This is a genomic window from Asticcacaulis sp. AC402, from assembly GCF_000495835.1.
Taxonomy (GTDB): domain Bacteria; phylum Pseudomonadota; class Alphaproteobacteria; order Caulobacterales; family Caulobacteraceae; genus Asticcacaulis.
The window spans coordinates 1-19,301 of the sequence record NZ_AWGC01000011.1 but is presented as its reverse complement, the minus strand read 5'-3'; the positions used below and the strand labels follow the sequence as shown (position 1 = coordinate 19,301).

At 59.4% G+C, this 19,301-nt stretch carries 16 protein-coding genes and 1 tRNA gene; 6 read left to right on the top strand and 11 right to left on the bottom strand.

What is annotated here, in order from left to right; translation table 11 throughout:
* Nucleotides 1-33: 33 nt before the first annotated feature.
* A complete protein-coding gene (locus ABAC402_RS26170) occupies nt 34-933 on the top strand; it encodes an endonuclease/exonuclease/phosphatase family protein (protein WP_162148503.1) in 900 nt (299 codons plus the stop codon).
* A 49-nt stretch (nt 934-982) separates the two neighbouring features.
* On the opposite strand, the gene ABAC402_RS26165 is transcribed toward ABAC402_RS26170, so the two are convergent.
* The 3 genes from ABAC402_RS26165 to lon form a co-directional block, all read right to left on the bottom strand.
* Nucleotides 983-1,058, bottom strand: a tRNA-Val gene (locus ABAC402_RS26165).
* Between the two features lie 137 nt (nt 1,059-1,195).
* Nucleotides 1,196-1,468, bottom strand: a complete 273-nt coding sequence (locus tag ABAC402_RS26160) for an HU family DNA-binding protein (protein WP_023448659.1) — start codon at nt 1,466-1,468, stop codon at nt 1,196-1,198.
* Between the two features lie 408 nt (nt 1,469-1,876).
* A complete protein-coding gene (gene lon, locus ABAC402_RS26155; RefSeq protein WP_023448658.1) occupies nt 1,877-4,273 on the bottom strand; it encodes an endopeptidase La in 2,397 nt (798 codons plus the stop codon).
* A 280-nt stretch (nt 4,274-4,553) separates the two neighbouring features.
* Between lon and hemB the strand changes: the two genes are divergently transcribed.
* From hemB to ABAC402_RS0119895, 3 genes are all read left to right on the top strand, one after another.
* On the top strand, nt 4,554-5,555 hold the full coding sequence (hemB, locus tag ABAC402_RS26150; RefSeq protein ID WP_023448657.1) for a porphobilinogen synthase: 1,002 nt from the start codon (nt 4,554-4,556) through the stop codon (nt 5,553-5,555).
* 153 nt (nt 5,556-5,708) lie between these two features.
* Nucleotides 5,709-7,130, top strand: coding sequence for a tetratricopeptide repeat protein (locus ABAC402_RS39150; protein WP_155847329.1), 1,422 nt, complete (start codon nt 5,709-5,711; stop codon nt 7,128-7,130).
* Between the two features lie 65 nt (nt 7,131-7,195).
* Nucleotides 7,196-7,993: a tetratricopeptide repeat protein gene (locus ABAC402_RS0119895; protein WP_023448655.1), complete on the top strand. Its 798-nt coding sequence runs from the start codon at nt 7,196-7,198 to the stop codon at nt 7,991-7,993.
* Here ABAC402_RS0119895 and ABAC402_RS26145 read toward each other — a convergent pair whose 3' ends face one another.
* From ABAC402_RS26145 to ABAC402_RS26135, 3 genes are read right to left on the bottom strand one after another with little or no spacing between them, the layout of a single operon-like run.
* The gene (locus ABAC402_RS26145; protein ID WP_023448654.1) at nt 7,994-9,967 is read right to left on the bottom strand and encodes a glycosyltransferase family 39 protein; all 1,974 of its coding nucleotides are present in this window, start codon (nt 9,965-9,967) and stop codon (nt 7,994-7,996) included. It lies immediately after the preceding gene.
* 59 nt (nt 9,968-10,026) lie between these two features.
* Nucleotides 10,027-10,893, bottom strand: coding sequence for an NAD(P)-dependent oxidoreductase (locus ABAC402_RS26140; RefSeq protein ID WP_031235290.1), 867 nt, complete (start codon nt 10,891-10,893; stop codon nt 10,027-10,029).
* Nucleotides 10,890-11,375: a flavin reductase family protein gene (locus ABAC402_RS26135; protein ID WP_031235289.1), complete on the bottom strand. Its 486-nt coding sequence runs from the start codon at nt 11,373-11,375 to the stop codon at nt 10,890-10,892. The genes ABAC402_RS26140 and ABAC402_RS26135 overlap by 4 nt, the downstream gene beginning before the upstream one ends.
* 194 nt (nt 11,376-11,569) lie before the next feature.
* On the opposite strand from ABAC402_RS26135, the gene ABAC402_RS26130 reads away from it, so the two are divergent.
* Both ABAC402_RS26130 and ABAC402_RS26125 read left to right on the top strand, forming a co-directional pair.
* Nucleotides 11,570-12,478, top strand: a complete 909-nt coding sequence (locus tag ABAC402_RS26130) for a flagellar motor protein MotB (protein WP_023448651.1) — start codon at nt 11,570-11,572, stop codon at nt 12,476-12,478.
* Between the two features lie 113 nt (nt 12,479-12,591).
* Nucleotides 12,592-13,326: an arginyltransferase gene (locus tag ABAC402_RS26125; RefSeq protein WP_031235288.1), complete on the top strand. Its 735-nt coding sequence runs from the start codon at nt 12,592-12,594 to the stop codon at nt 13,324-13,326.
* Between the two features lie 346 nt (nt 13,327-13,672).
* On the opposite strand, the gene parC is transcribed toward ABAC402_RS26125, so the two are convergent.
* The 5 genes from parC to rnc form a co-directional block, all read right to left on the bottom strand.
* Complete coding sequence (parC, locus tag ABAC402_RS26120) at nt 13,673-15,886, bottom strand: DNA topoisomerase IV subunit A (protein ID WP_023448649.1); 2,214 nt, start codon at nt 15,884-15,886, stop codon at nt 13,673-13,675.
* A 266-nt stretch (nt 15,887-16,152) separates the two neighbouring features.
* Nucleotides 16,153-16,620 carry a hypothetical protein gene (locus ABAC402_RS26115; RefSeq protein WP_023448648.1) on the bottom strand — a complete coding sequence of 156 codons (468 nt, stop codon included), beginning with the start codon at nt 16,618-16,620 and terminating at the stop codon, nt 16,153-16,155.
* 78 nt (nt 16,621-16,698) lie between these two features.
* Complete coding sequence (recO, locus tag ABAC402_RS26110; RefSeq protein ID WP_023448647.1) at nt 16,699-17,433, bottom strand: DNA repair protein RecO; 735 nt, start codon at nt 17,431-17,433, stop codon at nt 16,699-16,701.
* Nucleotides 17,434-17,546: 113 nt separating this feature from the next.
* A complete protein-coding gene (gene era / locus ABAC402_RS26105; protein WP_023448646.1) occupies nt 17,547-18,554 on the bottom strand; it encodes a GTPase Era in 1,008 nt (335 codons plus the stop codon).
* A complete protein-coding gene (gene rnc, locus ABAC402_RS26100) occupies nt 18,551-19,261 on the bottom strand; it encodes a ribonuclease III (RefSeq protein WP_023448645.1) in 711 nt (236 codons plus the stop codon). Before rnc ends, era begins: the two co-directional genes overlap by 4 nt.
* Nucleotides 19,262-19,301 lie beyond the last annotated feature (40 nt).

Sequence of the window (19,301 nt, the reverse complement as noted above, 5' to 3'; positions counted from 1 at the left end):
TCGGCGGAGAGGGCTTTTCTTTATGGGGGAATGATGCGCAGGTTCTGCTTCATTGGATTGGCGCTGGTTAGCGGACTGGCGGGCTTCGTTATCCTGCTCAGCCTGTTGCCTTGGCCCGGCGAGATGCTTGCGCCTTTCCGCCCGCAGATGCTGGTAGTGACCCTGGGCTTTGCGGCGACCAGCCTTCTCCTGTGGTCGTGGAAACTCACCCTGCCCATCCTGGCGGTCGTAGCACTAAACGGCGTACCCATGGCGGTGCGCTGGTTCGACCGGCCTGTTCTGCCCGCAACCGGCACGGCCAATCTCACTGTGCTGGCGTTGAATGTGCTGTATCACAATACGGACTACGATCGGGCTGAAGCCCTGATAAGGCGAGAGAATACAGACGTCGTTATTGCTTCCGAGACGGATCCGCAGTGGATACTGCACCTTCAGGGGCTGAAAGACATCTATCCCTACAGTCAGACGATTCCCGGCCGCGGTGCCTTTGGCCTGAGCGTACACGCCAAGGCACCCATGACGGTGGAGATCTTCGAACTGGGCTCCGAACGCCTGCCACTGATCCGTGCGGAGTTCGACGCCTATGTCGTTTATGCCGTGCACCCCATGCCGCCGGGTTCGGCTGCTATGGCAGTGGAAAACGCCGTCTATCTGCATCAATTAGCGGAGATAGCGCGCTCGGAAACCAAGCCCGTTGTTCTGGCTGGTGATTTCAACACGACCCTTTGGTCGGCGAACATCAAGCCTCTGCTCAAGGATCGCTGGCAATGGTCGTCTGGCGCCGGCGCGGCCTATACGTGGCCTGTGGGAAACCCGGTGTTGGGCATCCAGATCGACCACATTCTGACGCATCACATGAAGGCCGGCCGGTTCAAGGTTCTGGAACCCATCGGCTCCGACCATCGGCCGGTGCGCGCTGATTTGCAGTTTTGAGTCTAACGCAGGAAAGGCCAAAGCGATTCCGGGTCCAGGCCTCAGGCCCTGGTGGGCGATGACGGGTTCGAACCGCCGACCTACTCGGTGTAAACGAGCCGCTCTACCAGCTGAGCTAATCGCCCTTGCCTGTCGCGCCGTAGCCGTTTGGCGATGGCGGATCGAAGGGATGCCCGGTTTGCCGTGTACCCTCTGAAAAGTCAAGAGCCGTTTCCGCGTAAGCGGAAACGGCTCCCAAAAACCTGACTTCAGGTGAAAACCCTTAGTTCAGAGCGCCCTTAAGGCCTTCGCCGACGCGGAAACGCGCCGTGACGGAGGCCGGACGCTGCACGGTTTCCCCGGTACGCGGGTTGCGGGCGGTGCCAGCTTCGCGCTTGACGGCCAGGAAGGTGCCAAAGCCCACGAGACGCACATCGTCACCCTTCTTAAGGGCGCCGACGACGGAGTCGGTGAAAGCGTCGAGCGCCTTCTTGGCTTGATCTTTAGTCAGACCGGCCTGATCGGCGATGGCGGCCACGAGTTCAGCTTTCGTCATTTTGTTCTCTCCCTTACCCACGATCGGGCGGTTAGCTTCAGGCTCCCCGTTCGGCGCTTGTAAGGCAAGGCTTTGAGTCGCCAGCGGGTGAAGCCGATAGAGACTACAAAATTTAACAAGCGTCAAAGCAATAATCGCCGTTTATTGCACTGCAAACCGTGTTTTTTAAAGGGTTTGCGCGTTTTCACGCCGTTTTGACTGCTCCGTTCAAAGAATGAGACGCGAATTGGACGGGTCCAGACCTTTAACACCGCCTCTTTCGGCCAAAGCCTTGTAGTTAAAGGCCTAGTGATTCTTTTTCTTCTGCTCCGGCGCCACCGGTCGTCTCGCCACGCTTCAGCCCTAAGCAAGAAGAGCCGCCCAAGGGATTGGGCGGCTTTTCTGTACTTTAAACGTTGCGCGTCGGTGTCAGTGCGCCGTGGTGCTGTCAACTTCGTCGACCACGGCGGCGGTGGCCGAAGCGGCAATAACCGGCTCGATCCATTCCACCGGGGTCAGCGGCTTGGTCAGGGCGTGCTTGAGTACATCCTCAACCTGGCCCACGCAAATGATCTCCAGGCCCGACTTGACGTTGGCCGGCAGTTCGATCAGGTCCTTCTCGTTCTCCTTGGGGATGAGAACGGTCTTGATGCCCGAACGCAGTGCTGCCAGCAGCTTTTCCTTCAAGCCCCCGATTGGCAGGACGCGACCGCGCAGGGTGATCTCGCCGGTCATCGCCAGATCCTTGCGCACCGGAATGCCTGTCAGCACCGAAACCATGGCCGTAACCATGGCAACACCGGCCGACGGACCGTCCTTGGGCGTGGCGCCTTCGGGAACGTGGACGTGGACATCGGTCTTGTCGAAGATTGGCGGAATAATGCCGAAACGGGGCCCCAGGGCGCGGACGTACGAGTTGGCCGCCGAGACCGATTCCTTCATCACTTCCTTGAGATTACCGGTCACCTTCATACCGCCCTTGCCGGCCATCTTGATGGCTTCAATGGTCAGAATGTCGCCGCCGAACTCGGTCCAGGCCAGGCCAGTGACGATGCCGATCTGGTCGGTTTCGTCGGTGGCGCCGTAGTGGAACTTCTTGACGCCGGAATATTTGGCCAGACGCTCGTCGTCGATGGTGATCGACTTGACCTTTTCACGCGCCAAATCACGGATAACCTTACGCGCCAGATTGCTCAGTTCACGCTCCAGCGACCGCACGCCGGCCTCGCGGGTGTAGTAGCGGATGATATCGCGGATTGCAGCTTCCGGCACGACGAATTCCTCAGCCGACAGGCCATGGTCCTTCATCAGAGTCGGCAGGACGTGACGCTTGGCAATCTCAACCTTCTCGTCCTCGGTATAGCCAGGGATGCGGATGATCTCCATCCGGTCGAGTAGCGGCTGAGGCATGTTCAGCGAGTTGGCCGTGGTGACGAACATGATCTTCGACAGGTCGTAGTCGACCTCGAGGTAATGGTCGTTGAAGGTCGAGTTCTGCGACGGGTCCAGCACTTCAAGGAGGGCTGAAGCCGGATCGCCGCGCCAGTCTGCACCCATCTTGTCGATCTCATCCAGCAGGAAGAAGGCGTTCGTGGTTTTCACCTTTTTCATCGACTGGATGATCTTGCCCGGCATAGAACCGATATAGGTCCGGCGGTGACCGCGGATTTCCGACTCGTCGCGCACGCCGCCCAATGAGATACGGATAAACTCGCGACCCGTAGCTTTCGCAATGGACTTGCCCAGGGATGTCTTGCCAACGCCCGGAGGCCCAACCAGACACAGGATCGGCCCCTTGAGTGTGCCCATCCGCGCCTGGACGGCCAGGTGCTCGAGAATTCGTTCCTTGACTTTGTCCAGGCCATAGTGATCGGCTTCGAGGATGTCCTCGGCCTTTTGAAGATCGATCGTCTTCGGTTTGGCGGCGCCCCATGGGATCGCCAGAAGCCAGTCGAGATAGTTGCGCACGACCGTACTTTCGGCCGACATCGGCGACATGTGGCGCAGCTTGTTCAGTTCGGCCAGGGCCTTGGTCCGGGCCTCCTTGGAAAGCTTGGTACCCTTGATCTTTTTTTCCAGCTCGGCCAGCTCATCCTTGCCCTCGTCCTGTTCACCGAGTTCGCGCTGGATGGCTTTCATCTGTTCGTTGAGGTAGTATTCGCGTTGAGTCTTCTCCATCTGGCGCTTGACGCGCGAGCGGATCTTCTTCTCCACCTGCAGCACCGAAATCTCGCCCTCCATCAGGGCGTAGATCTTCTCCAGGCGCTTGGTGACCGATAACTGTTCCAGCAGGCCTTGCTTTTCCCCGATCTTGACAACCAGATGCGCCGAGATTGAGTCGGCCAGGGTACCAGGGTCGGAGATTTCGCCAATAGCCTGAAGGGCTTCCGGTGGAATCTTCTTATTCAGCTTGATGTAGTTTTCGAATTGCTCCGACACGGCGCGGACCAGGGCTTCCAGGTCGGGACCTTCGGACAGATTGGCTTCCAGCACATAGGCTTCGGCCTCAAAAAAACGCTCGGTACCCACAAAGCGCTTGATACGGGCCCGTGCCTTGCCTTCGACCAAGACTTTGACCGTGCCGTCGGGCAGTTTCAGCAGCTGCAGGACATTGGCCAGAACGCCAATTTCGTAGATCGCGTCGGTGTCGGGATCATCGTCGGCCGAATTCTTTTGTGTGGCCAGCAGGATCTGCTTTTTGCCGCGCATGACCTCGTCCAGCGCATGCACCGACTTCTCGCGGCCGACAAACAGCGGCACCACCATGTGCGGGAAGACGACTATGTCGCGCAGCGGCAGGACAGGAATGGTCAGGGTATCTAACATGGTAACTCCTTCACAAGACTCAGCCGCCACCTGACCTTAGCTTAAGAGCCTAGGCTCGCGTGCTCAACAGAGTCTTAACACTAGATGCGCATCACCGGCGACGGGAGATAAAAGTGTCACGGTTTATCGCTTCCAGTCCCATGTGGTGTGTTCCGCCGATTTGTGCAAGTCGGCAGCTTAATGCCACCAGGACCTTGCCATTATGTCTGTAGGTTGGCGGCAGAATGACGGACGAACCTGACGGCTTGGCAACACGCTACAATCGGCTTAAAGCGGGGCCATGACCTTCATGCCCGCCCCTGCCCCCTTCCCTCTGGCCCGCCCGCGCCGTCTGCGCCAGTCCGCCTGGATCCGCGACCTGGTGGCGGAAAACCGGCTGCATGTCTGCGACCTGATCTGGCCGATCTTCGTCCATGATCGCGATGTGGCGCGCGAACCGGTCGCATCGCTGAAGGGCGTCGACCGTCTAAGCGTTGCCGAATCGGTCAAGGAAGCGAAGGAAGCACAGGCTCTGGGCATCAAGGTCCTGGCCCTGTTTCCGCATTTAGACGAGCGCCTGCGCACAGGTGACGCGAAGGCGGCTCTCGACCCCAACGGCCTGATCCCGACGGTGTGTCGCGCCATCAAGGCCGAGATACCCGATATCGGTCTGCTGGTCGATGTTGCGCTCGATCCCTACACCGACCATGGCCATGATGGTCTCCTGGTCGATGGCCGGATCGTCAACGACGCCACGGTCGCGATGCTGATCGAGCAGACCCTCATTCAGGTCGCCGCCGGAGCCGATATCGTGGCACCATCCGACATGATGGATGGTCGTATCGGTGCCATCCGTAAGGCGCTGGAGGCCGCCGGTCACCACGACACGCTTATCATGTCCTATGCCGCCAAATACGCCTCGGCCTTCTACGGCCCCTATCGCGACGCCATCGGCGTCAAGGCATTGAAAGGCGACAAGACGACCTACCAGATGGATTCGGCCAACAGCGACGAGGCCTTGCGCGAAGTCGCCATCGACATTTCCGAAGGTGCCGACATGGTCATGGTCAAGCCCGGCCTGCCCTATCTCGACATTGTCCAGCGTGTGACAGAGACGTTCAAAGTGCCGACCTTCGTGTACCAGGTTAGCGGCGAGTATGCCATGATCAAGGCCGCCGTCGACAAGGGCTTCATGGATCACGACCGCGCGGTCATGGAGACACTACTCGCTTTCAAGCGCGCCGGTGCGTCAGGCATTTTGACCTATTTCGCCAAACACGTGGCGCAATTGCTCAAGGCGTGATCAATTTCAATCACCGATAAACATTTTCGCTTGACGACCGAACCGTAGCGGCCCTTATTTCCTTTGAAAACAGGGGGAAACATCATCCCCAAACCTTACCTTATCAGCGCACTCCCGCTGATTTCGGTGCTTTTCGTCACAGCCGGACCGCTCTTGGCCCAGGATATGCCACCGGCGCCCGAATACTCACCAGAGCCCAACGCGCAGACGATCGTCATTCAGGGCAAGAAGGTTCGCCGCGACCGCAAAAGCGTCCGCATTGATGCCCGTACCGGCAGTTCGTGCGCCTTCATGCGTGACTTCAGTCCCTATGACGAAGACGTCATGCAGGACTACCTGGACCATTTCGGCGGCAACCGCGATTCCGCTATCAACGATCCAGGCGGCGATGAAACCGATCCACTGCGGCCGGGCGCCCGGGTTCGCGACATAGCACCCTTCGGCAATGCCTCTCAGGACAATAGTGGTCAGGGGAGTTCACCCGGCGACCGGTTTACCTCGACCACGCCAGGCGGATGCACTCAGGCCGACGTAGCCGCCGCATCCGGCCGCAATTCCATTCTTCGCCACGACAAATCTCTGACCAAGGCCTTTGAAGCTTTCGACTCAGGTGATTACCCCAAGGCGCTGGATCTGTTCGAAAAATCTTACCAGAAGATCGGCTATGATGACGCCGCTTTCATGTTGGCCAAGATGTACCTGGCCGGTCTTGGCACGAAGGCAGATCCGAAGAAAGGCATTTTCTGGCTGAAGAAAGTAGCAGAAGCCCCCTTCGACCCCAAGGACGAAGAAAAATTTGACCCGGCCGATCCCTACGCCATGACCACGCGCGCCGATGCGACCATGACCCTGGCGAACATCTACCTGACCGGCGCCGGCGTGCCGCGCGACCCAAAGGAAGCGCGCAAATGGTATGACAAGGCCAACTCCATCGGCTTCATCCCCGCCGCCCATATCCTGGGCCAGATTCACCAGAACGGCCTGGAAGTCCCGGTCAACGCCGACAAGGCGATCAAATACTTCACCAAGGCCGGCGAATTCGGCTTTACGCCGTCTCAGTATGAGTTGGGCCTGATTTATTACGCGGGCGCCGGAGTGGAGGAGGACCGCAAGCTGGCGGCCCAGTGGCTGATGGCGGCGGCCAGCGGCGGCCATCCTGACGCTCTGTACGAGGTTGGCCGAATGTACGACCTGGGCGACACCCTGCCCCAGGATTCGGCGAGGGCCCTGGTGTATTACAAAGAAGCCGCGTTGAAGGACCAGCCAGCCGCCCAGAACGCGCTTGGCACCTATTTTTACACAGGCGAAATCCTGGACAAGGATCTGGTGATCGCGCGCAAATGGTTCGAGGTCGCCGCCAACAACGGCGAGCCTGAGGCCATGTTTAACCTTGCGGCCATGTTGCTTGGCGGCGAAGGCGGTGACAAGAACCTGGCACTGGCCTATGTGTGGTTGAAGTTGGCGGAGATGTCCGGGTTGGAAAAAGCCACCGCAGCCGCAGCCAAGATCGAGGAAAAACTGTCGCCGGAAGAGCGGGCAACGGCCGAGGCCATCCTCAATCCGCCTGGGTCCTGAGTGCGTTTGTCAAACGGTTGCTTTGCGGCTACTTTTGCGGCGGAATTCATCCGGGGGGTATTTTCATGATCCGCGCTGTCGTTCTGGCGATCTTCCTGTCCTTGCTTACAAGCCCGTCGCTGGCCCTGACTCACGAAACCGGCTGGTTGGGCCGGCCGATAGAAGACGTCCGCGTGGCTGCCGAGGCCGGCGACGCGCAGGCCCAACTCGAAATGGGGCTGCGCTACTACCATAAACGCGATATCAAGGACGATGCTGTCGCCTTGGCCTGGTTCAAAAAGGCCGCCGCCCAGGGCCTGCCGGGCGCCGAATACGAAGTTGCCACCATGTATGCCCTGGGTGAAGGCACGCCGGTGGACTATGCCCAGGCCATGATCTGGTTCCGCAAGTCGGTCGACCATGGCGTCGTCAAAGCCTATCTCGACATCGGCGTGATGTACCTGATGGGCGAAGGCGTCGAACCCGACCCGGTCGAGGCGGTGCGCTGGTTCCGCCAAGGTGCCGAATTGGGCGATCGTGAATGCCAGTTCTGGCTGGGTATGACGCTGCGTGACGGCAAAGGTGCGCCCCAGGACTACGTCGAGGCCATGAAATGGTTGCGTGCCGCCGCTGCACAGGGTCATGCCAAGGCCGCCTATGCTTTGGGCGACATGATCAAGGCCGGCCACGGCACCGAAAAAGACCTTGTGGTCGGTCAGGCCTGGCGCATCATGGGAAAGTATCTCGAGGCGCCGGCCGGCCCGGACGGAAGCACCGTTGTCGGCGCCATACTGGTGTCTCCCGACCTGACCAAGGAACAAAACCAACAGGCGCAGGACTACTACGGCCGGCTCATGGAAGAGCTCGGCTTCAACCAAGTCTGATCACTTCACATACAATGTCCGCGGTTGGCTATCGACGGTCGTCCCATCCTTGCGCGTGGCACGGATAGACAGTTTGTGTTCGCCGGGCGTGAGCGCGCCATCGGGGAATTTGAAATCGAACTGAACCCGGGGATAGTTGGGATCAAAGGTCAGAACATCCGGCATGCGCGCGCCCTCCGGGTCCAGGCCATAGCGCGTAGGTGTCGTCACCTGGCCGTCGATCAGTACGTCGACCTTGGTTATGCCGATCGGGTCGACGGCGACACCGAAATAGTTCGTCTTGTCGTCCGTCGTCAGGTAGGCGCCGCGCGTCGGCTGGCCAACATAGAGCGACGGCAGCAGGGGACACGGCCCGGCGAACGGCTTGGTTGTCGCCCTCACCCGCGCCGTATACAGTTGCAAAGCCACGCGGCCGGGCGGCAACTCGGTCACGCCGAAGGGTTCAACATCATCGAATAAACCGCAGATATCCTTGTAAAAATCGACTTCCGCCTTGCCCTCGTGGTAGACATAGTCCGGCGCGTTCAGAACCAGCACAACGCCCTTGCCGGCATGGTCGCGAACGAGAGAATCGCGGTCCAACCGCCATTTCGCTCGCGCTTGGACAAAACGTGTCTTCAGGTCGTCGGGATCGTTTAGCGTATAAACCTGCCGCCCCTTAACTGCCGGGAATTCCAGCCGCACGGCGCTGTTATGCCCGTTGGCAGCAATAGCAATGTCCGGGCCGAACCGCGTCTTCGCCCGCGCCAACGCGGCGGTCAGGTCGGGCTCGGCCAAGGTCCAGTTTTCGGTCTCAGACGAATCCAGCTCGCGCAGGCTGTAAGGAATCGGCATCTGGTTGGCGCTGACATAGGCCATCACGCTGAACACAACGCCCGCCACGATGGTAATCGCCGGCCCCAGCGCGACCAGGACGGTACGAAAGACGCGCCCCCGGTCGGACGCCGCCCGGTCGACATATCCGATCAGCACGCCCGGAGCAAAGACCAACAGCGGCACGAAAGCCATCAGCGGCCAGTGCGGCATGACGGTCTTGTTGAACAGAGCCTGCACAACGTAAAAGCCGAAAACACCGACGCCGATATAGCCGAGAAGCGCGGCCGGCTTGTCATGTTCATCCCACAACGCCTTTTTGGCGCCCGCGGCCATGGCAATGAAGAAGACCGGATTGGCAAAGACTATCTGAGTCACGACCAGGGTGACAACAAACTGCAGGTCAAGCCCCAGTCGGGGCCGCTGCACGACATGGAACTGCAACGCCGGCCAGTCGTTAGCGATGTTGTAGATCACCGCCGGAAGCAACCCCAGCGCTGCAAGCCCGGCGGTTACATAAAGCCCCGGCTGACTCCATTGACGGCGCCCCAGCGGATGGGCCAGCAGAAATGCGAACACCGCCAGCCCCGGAACGACAAAGCGGTAGTGCGCCAGCAGCCCCAGCCCGGCACACAACCCGGCCCCGACCCACCACTTCAGCCCATTATCGGTCATGGCGCGCAACAGGCATCCCGCCATCAGCGCCAACAGAAGTTGCAACCCACCTTCTGGGTAGAAGATCGGCCCATTCATCGTTACCGCCGGACAAAGCAGGGCGATGATGGCGGCCCAGATCGCATTGCGCTCGCTGGTCACCGGCCGGGCCATAAACCAGACAGCGAAGGGAATTGCCGTCGCAATCGCCAGCGCCACAAGGCGCAACGGCAAAACGTTCCAGCCGCCGATAGTGGTGACCAATCTCGCCAGCCACGGATACCCCGCCGGAATATCGGGATAGGCCAGGTCCAGATGGGCGCCTGATATGACGAAGTGGGCTTCGTCCCAAAGCACGTTGGTGATCAGGGCGACGTAGAGTTTCCACACGGTCATGACGGCCAGCAGGATCAACCCGGCACGAATCAACAGACGGTCATCGCCAATAATCTGGCCGCGCGGCCCCAAAGCCGGTTTTTCGGCCGTCAGTTCATAGAATTGCGTCATGACATCCCCGGACCAGCAACATCACCTAAAAACGAATCCCGGCACTTGTCCAGACGCCGTTATTTTTCCCGCCGCGCTTCCAGGCGAGCGTGCAGGCTGGACGTATCCCAGCGCGCCCCGCCCATCGCCTGGACTTCACTGTAGAACTGGTCGACCAGGGCGGCCAGGGCCAGGTGGGCGCCGTTCGACCGCGCCTCATCCAGCGCGATGCCCAGATCCTTGCGCATCCAGTCGACGGCAAACCCGAAATCGTACTTGCCATCATTCATGGTCGGCCAGCGGTTGGACATCTGCCATGACCCTGCCGCTCCGGCCGAAATGGCCTGCAGCACCAGATCGGGGTCCAGTCCGGCGCATTTGCTGAAATGCAGCGCCTCGGCCACGCCCTGGACCACCCCGGCAATGGCGATCTGGTTGGCCATCTTGGTCATCTGCCCTGCTCCAGCCGCCCCCAAATGGGTGATCGACTTGGTGTAGGGTTTGACCAGATCGACCACTTCGCCGAATCGCCCCGCCTCACCGCCGACCATAATCGATAGCTGGCCATTGACTGCGCCGGCCTGACCTCCCGACACAGGCGCATCATAAAAAGAAAAATCTTTTTCGTGACATATAGACGCCAGCTCACGTGTCAGTTTCGCTGAAATCGTCGTATGATCGATGATCAGTGCGCCCCTTTTCAAAGCCGGCAGGGCGGCGGTCACCGTATCGCGGACATCCTCGTCGCGGCCGACACACATAATGAGCGCATCGGCGTCAGCTATCGCGTCTTCGAGCCGTGACTCTGCAGTGGTGCCATAGTCACAAGCCCATTCCTGCGCCTTGGCGTGGGTGCGGTTAAAGCCGACCACGTCGTGGCCCGCCTTGACGAGATGCCCGGCCATCGGGCCGCCCATAATACCCAGACCGGCAAAACACAATTTCACTGGACAGTTCCTGTCAGGCCGTACTTACCGCGAAAATAGGTCAGTCCCTGATGGCGCTCATCCATATCGAACGCGGTTACCTTCCCGACGATGACCAGGTGGTCACCGACGATGCGGGTATCAAACACCTCGCAGGCCAGGAAGCCGATAACGTTGTGCAGGCGAAGCGAATGCTCATTGCGTGTCAGCATGTCGTCCGGAACAATATGGCTATCCTGTTTGGCAAACCGCCGCGAAAGGTCTTCCTGACCGGAACTGAGAATATTGACCCCGAAAACGGTGGCGTCGGCATAGATCTGAAAGCGGTTGCCCTTGACATCGATGCACCACTGGATCAGCGGTGGGGCCAGAGACACGGAACTGAACGAATTGGCCGTGATCCCCAGTATGCGGCCACTCGCCCTATCGGGATCAGGCGTTGTCATGACGCAGACCCCTGTTGCAAAGGTCCCAAGTGTCTGCCGTAAGCTCTTGCTATCCATAGTCAACTGCACCTTCTCGGCTTTGCGGCCCGGCGTTACGGCCCGGCGTTACGGCCCGGCGTCACGGCCCAGCGTCACGGGTAGCGTAGCTCGCCTGGCAAGACAATGAAAAACCCTACGAACCTCATCGCTTCAACGTGCTCTTAACCTTAACCCGGCTAAGTTCGCAGAATCTGTATTTGTCGAGACCGAAAATGGCCAGCCGCGACGCTCCGATTATCATCAAGAAGATCAAGAAGGGCGGCGGTGGCGGTCACCATGGCGGCGCGTGGAAGGTGGCCTACGCCGACTTCGTCACGGCCATGATGGCCTTCTTCCTGTTGATGTGGCTGATTAACACGACTTCCCCCGAGCAAAAGCGCGGCGTCGCCGATTATTTTGCTCCAGCCAATGTATCGCCCTCGACCTCCGGCTCGGGCAGCATCCTCGAGGGGGCCGCGCTCGGGGTCGAAGGCGACAAGAATGAAGGCACCATGTCCTTTATCGAGCAGATGGCGCCCAAGCCACCCGACACCCAGGACCGCGACGGCCAGTCAACGGATGCAGGCAAGCAGTCGACAACCGGCGCGCCGGCTGAGTCGCAGGACGACCAGCAACAACAAGAAAATGACGCTTTCCAGTCAGCAGCGGAATCGCTGCGTCAGGCACTGCAGGACCTGCCGGAACTGGCCGAACTGTCGAAAAACATACTGGTGGACCAGACACCTGAAGGCCTGCGCATCCAACTGATTGATCAGGAAGGCCGGTCGATGTTCGGCGAAAACTCAGCCGTGCCCAACGAACGCGCCAAGTTGCTTATGCGCGCCGTTGCCAAGGTCATTACCACCCTGCCCAACCGGGTGTCGATCACCGGCCACACTTCAGGCGTAGCGGGTGTCGGCGGGCAAAACCCCAAGGACTGGGCCCTTTCGACCCAGCGCGCTGACGCGGCGCGCGGCCTGTTGCAATCGGCCGGGGTTGATCAGGACCGCATCGCCCAGATCCAGGGCAAGGCTGCCAAGGAGCCGCTTTACCCCGACGATCCGTCCCTGGCCGGCAATCGCCGCATTGCCATTGTCCTCCTGCGCGAGGCACCGGTTTTGCCCCGAAATCCCTCTCTCTAAAAGAAAACCCTTCCCTGTAGAAGGGGCTTCGAAAGGGTCTTGCTCCGTGCTAGGTTTTGAGTTCAAGTGTGGGATCACGAGTCCCGGCGCAGGGCAGTAGAGTACGCAAGGTTATGAGTGAGCATTTCCCAGGGCGAAAACTCAGATATTATCTGACCATACCCGGTCCCTGTCCCTACTTGCCCGGGCAGGAAGAGCGCAAGGTCTTCGTTCATTTACCGCCGCTGGAGGCCATCAGCGTCAATGACCAACTGTCGGCCATCGGTTTTCGCCGTTCTCAGAACATCGCCTACCGTCCGGCCTGCCAGACCTGCCGGGCCTGCCAGAGCGTGCGCATCCCGGTCCGCCGCTACGCCTTTTCCAAGTCCGACAAACGCGTGCTCAAGGTCAATGCCGACCTCGTCAAGATCTTTGTCGAGGCCGAAGCCAGCCGCGAGCAGTTCGACTTGCTGCAAAAGTACCTGAAGACCCGCCACCCCGATGGCGGAATGATGGACATGACCTGGCCGGATCTGGTCGCCATGGTCGAGGATACCCTGGTCAGAACCCATCTGATCGAATATCGGCTGGATGGCCGGCTGGTCGCTTGCGTCCTGGTCGATGCCCTGAATGACGGGCTGTCCCTGGTCTACAGCTTCTATGACCCCGATCTGATGACGCGCTCTCTTGGCCGCTATATTATCCTGGACCATGTCGACCAGGCGGCGCGCGCCGGCTACGACTATGTCTATCTCGGCTACTGGGTCAAGGGTTCACCCAAGATGGACTATAAGGCGCGCTATCAGCCGCTGGAAGGCCTTACCGACCTCGGCTGGCAGACCATCACTCCGAACGCGAAGCAGGACTAGAGCGGGATGCGGTTTGATGGAATCAAAAACCCGCTCTAAGTTTTTGTTTTGTCGCGCAATTTTTCCGAAAACGGGAGCGCCCATGCGGTGGCGTCCACTTTATCGGATTGCGCTCTTGGCGATGTGATACCAATCCGCGCACTTTTTGATACACTGCGGGTTGGCAAGGCTGACTGGCCGCCCGAGCTTTTGCGAAGAGCCATTGGGGGCTCCCAGTGCGGCGCTTGAGCTGAAAAAATGCGAATACCAAGAGTCATGCTTTGTGAGGCTTGGTATCAGGGATCTTGCACGTTTCGAATTCGCGACACCAGCCACTTCGACCCTCGTGCAGGGGGGCTGGGACTTGTTACGTCCGAAGTTTCCGCAAGCCGCGCGGCGCCATCTTGCCGGCGGTCGCCCGGCGGCCGATGTAGTCCTTGATGTCCTTGAAGTCGCGCGCCTTGCCCGAACCATCGAACCATTGCGGCGAGCCATTCGAGTCATAAACGGTGATGTCCTTGACTCCGCCGTCCTTGTAAGCCTGCAGCTTGACGCCCTTGCCGCGTGCCATCTCGGGCAGTTCAGACACCGGATAGACCAGGACCTTGTTGTTCTCACCCAGCACGCAGATCAGGTCGCCCGTAACCTGAAGCGCCGCCATGGCCTCGGTGCCATCGACCGTCATGGTCTGCTTGCCGGCGCGCTTGTTGGCGACCGCATCCTCTTCGTTCATCACGAAGCCATAACCGTTCTTGGCGACCATCACGCGCTTGGCGCCAGGCGTGTAGGCAAACACGGTCACAATTTTGGCCGACTCTTCGATATCCAGCATCAACCGTAGCGGCTCGCCGTGCCCGCGCGCTGACGGCAACTTGTCGCCGGCCAGCGTCAGGAAACGGCCGTCGGTCGTCAGGATCAGGAACTTGTCGGTCGTATAGCCCGGCACCAGGAAGCTGAGTTCATCGCCTTCTTTGAACTTCAGCTCAGACGGGTCCTCGACCTTGCCCTTGGCAGCACGAATCCAGCCGCGCTTCGACAGAATGACCGTGATCGGTTCCTTGGGAAGATAGGATTCAATCGCAGCGACCTCAATGCCTATCGGGGCGTCGGCATAGGTGGTGCGGCGCGGCGAGTTCAGCTTCTTGCGTACCTCGACCAGTAGTTGGTCGATGCGCTTCCATTGCAATTTTTCGTTGCCGAGCAAAGCAAGTATGCCTTCGCGCTCCTCGGCCAGCTTTTTGTGTTCATCCTGAATGACCATTTCTTCCAGCCGCGCCAGCTGCCGCAGGCGGGTATCCAGGATGTAGTCGGCCTGCAATTCGGACAGGCTGAATCGGGACATAAGCATGTCCCTCGGCTTATCTTCCTCGCGGACAATACGGATCACCTCGTCCAGATTGAGGAAGGCGATCATGAGGCCGTCGAGCAGGTGGAGGCGTTTCTCGATCTTTTCCAGCCGCCAGTTCGACATACGCAACAGCACGACGCGGCGGTGATCCAGCCAGGCGATCAGGCAGGCGCGCAAACCCATGACCCGTGGCGTGCCGGTGGCGTCCAGTACGTTCATGTTGATGGGGAAGCGTGTCTCAAGATCGGAAATCTTGAACAGACTCTCCATCAGCACTTCGGGCTCAATGTTGCGCGACTTCGGTTCCAGCACCAGACGGATGTTCTCATCCGACTCATCGCGGACATCGCCCAGCAGCGGCGCCTTCTTGGCTTCGATCAGGTCGGCCAGTTGTTCGATCAGGCGTGATTTTTGAACCTGATACGGGATTTCGCGCACGATGATGCGCCACTGGCCGCGGCCTGCGTCCTCGACTTCGTAACGGGAACGCACCCGCACCGAGCCTCGGCCGGTTTCGTAGGCATCCTGGATGGCCTTACGGCTTTCGACGCAAACCCCGCCGGTTGGAAAGTCCGGACCGGGGATGAAATGCATCAGGTCTTCGGTCGTCGTGGCGTGGTTCTGCAACAGCTTGCGGCAGGCATCGACCAATTCGACAACATTGTGGGGCGGGACCGAGGTCGCCATTCCGACGGCGATACCAATAGCGCCATTGGCCAGCAGGTTGGGGAAACCGCCGGGCAGGACGACAGGCTCTTCTCGCTGGTCGTCATAGGTGGCGCGGAAATCGACGGCATCTTCGTTGATGCCGTCCAGCAGCATCATGGCGGCAATCGTCAGCCGGCATTCGGTGTACCGCATGGCGGCCGCATTATCGCCGTCGATATTGCCAAAATTGCCCTGGCCCTCGACCAGTTGGTAGCGCTGGGCAAAGTCTTGCGCCATGCGCACCAGAGCATCATAGATGGCCTGGTCGCCGTGCGGGTGGAAATTACCCATAACCTCACCAACAACCGCGGCGCATTTCCGTGCCGCGGCGTCGGGGGTCAGGCGCAAATTGCCCATAGCATAGAGCACACGACGATGAACCGGTTTCAGGCCGTCACGGACATCAGGAAGTGCGCGGTGCATGATGGTTGACAGGGCGTAGGCCAGGTAGCGCTTGGACAGCGCATTGCTCATCGGCTCGTCGACAATCCGGCCGCCGGAATCAGGAATCAAAACGTCACTCATGATTCGTGTCTAGAACCGGAACGGAAGGAAAACAAGAGTCAGAGGTGTTTCGCAACACGCATCCTGCGATGAAGTAAGCGCAGGAAGATCCGAGTATCGCTTAGGATGCGGATTAGAAACAGATTCCAGAGCGGGATGCGTATTGATGGAATCAAACTTCCGCGCTAAGTTTTTGTTTTGTCGCGCAATTTTTTTAAGAACTTGGACGCCCTTGCGGTGGCGCCCACGTTGTCGGATTTCGCTCTGGCGACCAGACTTGCCAGCCATCAAAACAAGGCGTCGACTTCGTTCTGCAGGTTGGTCTCGACGCGTTCGGCGCGGCCGTGAATATGCGAATCCATCTCGACCACCAGGGCCTTCATATCGCGCAGTCGCTCGGAAAGGTCCGCCCTCGCCAATCTGTCATCAAGATTGGAGCTGAGCAGGATGTTGATCGATGAGTCGAAAGTCGAAAGGGCGTTCTCACAGCATTCGTCGAAGGCGCAACGACTGTCTGTCGGCGCATGGCGATAAGCCCAGATCACCACGTCTTTCATCTCAAACCCGGAGTGCTCGAAATGATGAATGTAGTCGCGTCGCTGCCAGTCTGCCAGTTCCTCGGCCATGTCCGGCATGTCGAGGCCCATTTCAAACAACATAATGGCTTCGTTGAACAGGTTGAGATAGTCCGTCGCCAGTCCGGTGGCCGGATTGACGTTGGCGGCTAACAATTCCTCTTCGCTGTAAACGGTCATGTACCCACGTGCTCTGTAACTCCGTTATGACACATAGGCGTTACCAAATGCCTTAAGCTGTTCAATCGTTTGCGTAAACTAATTTCGTTCGCTTGAGTCGGCAAGCGCTTGCGCTAATCGAAGGCGCACATCGGGCAAGGGTTTGTTGTGAGGATGGAAAACATGCCGTTCCAGAAAAAATGCTGTCAGTTTCAGACCGTTGGCTATGTCGCCACCGCTCAAGCCGCTCTGGCTCGACAGTAGAAACGGCGGCAGGGCCAGCAGTTTTTCACGATAGGGCTCCCCGGCTTCACGGCTGACGGCGCGAGCGGATTTGGGGCTGACATAGACCAGATCGTCGCGTGACCCGGTGACGGCGCAGGCGCTCAGGTCAAGACCGTATCCCAGCTCTTCCAGCAGACCAGCTTCATAACGGACATAGATGGCCGGCCAGATATCGGAAATCGCGAACGCGCCCAAAAGGGCGGACAAGGCGTAATAGGCACCGCAATGACGCTCGCGTTCGGGCAGGACCTGGAGCGTCATCAGGCAGGCACATTGCAGCCCCAAAAGGGCGAATGCATCGTCGAGTACATCCGGACCTGCGCCCGACGCCTCGAGGGAAGCCGCCCCCAATTGTTCGGCATGACGGGCGCGAAACCGAAACAGAACGCCGGCGCCGGGCTGAAGCGCTGCCTTCATCCGCCTTGATGCGCCGCCGGCGATGTGGGCGGCATAGACGCCGTGGTTTTCGGTAAGGACATGAACGATGGCCCCACTTTCGCCGTACGGCTTCGCTCCCAGTACAATCGCTTCGTCTTCGAATTCCGTCATTTACGGCCAAAACTTAGAGCGCGACCAGAAAAGCGTCCGGCACTTTTCTGGTCGCGCGAAAACGAAAAAATTGAGCGGGGTTTTGCTTCCATTAAAACACATCGCGCTCAAAGTCAGGAGTTATAGTCCAGGCCGAACTGGGCATACAGTGCGCGGTCGTCGCTCCACTTTTCCTCGACCTTGACCGTCAGGAACAGGTGCACCGGACGGTCCAGGAGCTTGCCCAATTCCTCGCGCGATTTCTGACCGATCCATTTCAGCGTTTGGCCGCCTTTACCAAGCACGATGGCGCGTTGGCCGTCGCGTTCGACATAGATGGTCTGTTCAATCCGCACCGAACCGTCAGGTTTATCGGTAAACTCAGTGGTCACCACGGCAGCTGCATAGGGTAATTCCTCATGCACCCGCAGAAACAGCTTTTCGCGCGTGATTTCAGCGGCCAGTATGCGTACCGGGGCGTCGGCTGCCTGATCCTCGGGGTACAACCATGGCCCTTCAGGCATGCGCCCGGCCAGCAGTTTCTTCATATCCTTGACCCCGTGGCCCTTCTCTGCCGAGATCATCAGGACGTCCTCGACGATGCCGGTCTTATACAGATCGTCGGCGATGGCCAGCAGGTTCTCGCTCTTCATCAGATCGATCTTGTTAAGCGCCAGAATGGCCTTACGCCCATTTGCCTTCAGACCTTCGATGATCATCTCGACGTCCTCTACCGCCTTATGGTCGGCGCCCGTCGCTCTTGGTTGCCCTGACGCCTCGCTGCCTGAGGGCATAGGGTCACCAGGAGCGCGTCGCCCGGTCAAGGACTGGGAAACCGCAAGCTGGGCTGCAGCGTCAATGAGCAGAACCACACAGTCGGCGTCGTGCGCACCACCCCAGGCCGATGCCACCATGGCGCGGTCCAGCCGGCGGCGCGGCTTGAAAATGCCGGGCGTGTCGACCAGCACCATCTGGGCTTCGTCTTCCAGGGCGATGCCGCGCACCGGAAAGCGCGTCGTCTGCACCTTCTGGGTGACGATCGATACCTTGGTGCCGACCAATTGGTTGACCAGGGTCGACTTGCCGGCATTGGGCGCGCCGATGATAGCGACAAAGCCGCAGCGGAGGGTTGGTTCGGTCAATTCAGTTGTTCTCGTTCTATGAGTGCCAAAGCCGCGGTTTTTTCGGCTTCCTGCCGTGACTTGCCGGTGGCGGATTGCGGTTCCAGGCCGTCAATGACGACCTCCATGGTGAAGACGGGCGCGTGGTCGGGCCCGCTCCGTTCGATCAGATTATAGGCCGGTGGCCTCTTGCCGACGGCCACCGCCCATTCCTGCAGGAAGGATTTGGGATTGCTGCGCGAGATATTTCCGCTGTCTTGCAGGGCCTGACTCCATAATGGCGCGAAGCTTTTCACCACAGCATCATAGCCACCGTCGACATAGACAGCTGCCATCAGGGCTTCGCACGCGTCGCCCAGAATTGTAGGATTGCTGCGCCCTCCGCTCTTGGTTTCGCCAGCCGCTAGCCGCACCGCCTCGCCAAGTCCCAGCTGGCGGGCGACATCGGCGCAGGCCTCGCGCGATACCAGAGCATGGAAGCGACGCGACAACTCGCCCTCCTCGGCTTCCGGAAACGTGTCCATCAAGGCTTCGGCGATCATCAATCCGAGCACCCGGTCGCCCAGGAATTCCAGCCGTTCATTGTCGGCGATTCGACGCGCACCTTCAGCAACGCTGGCGTGTGTCAATGCCAGTTCCAGAAGGCGTTTGTCACGAAACCGGTAGCCCAGGCGGTCCTGGACGGTCTCGATCGCAGAATGACGGGTATTGTGCGGGCGCGCGGTCATCGGCACGCTTTAGCCTTTGCGTGCTGCAAAGTCTATAATC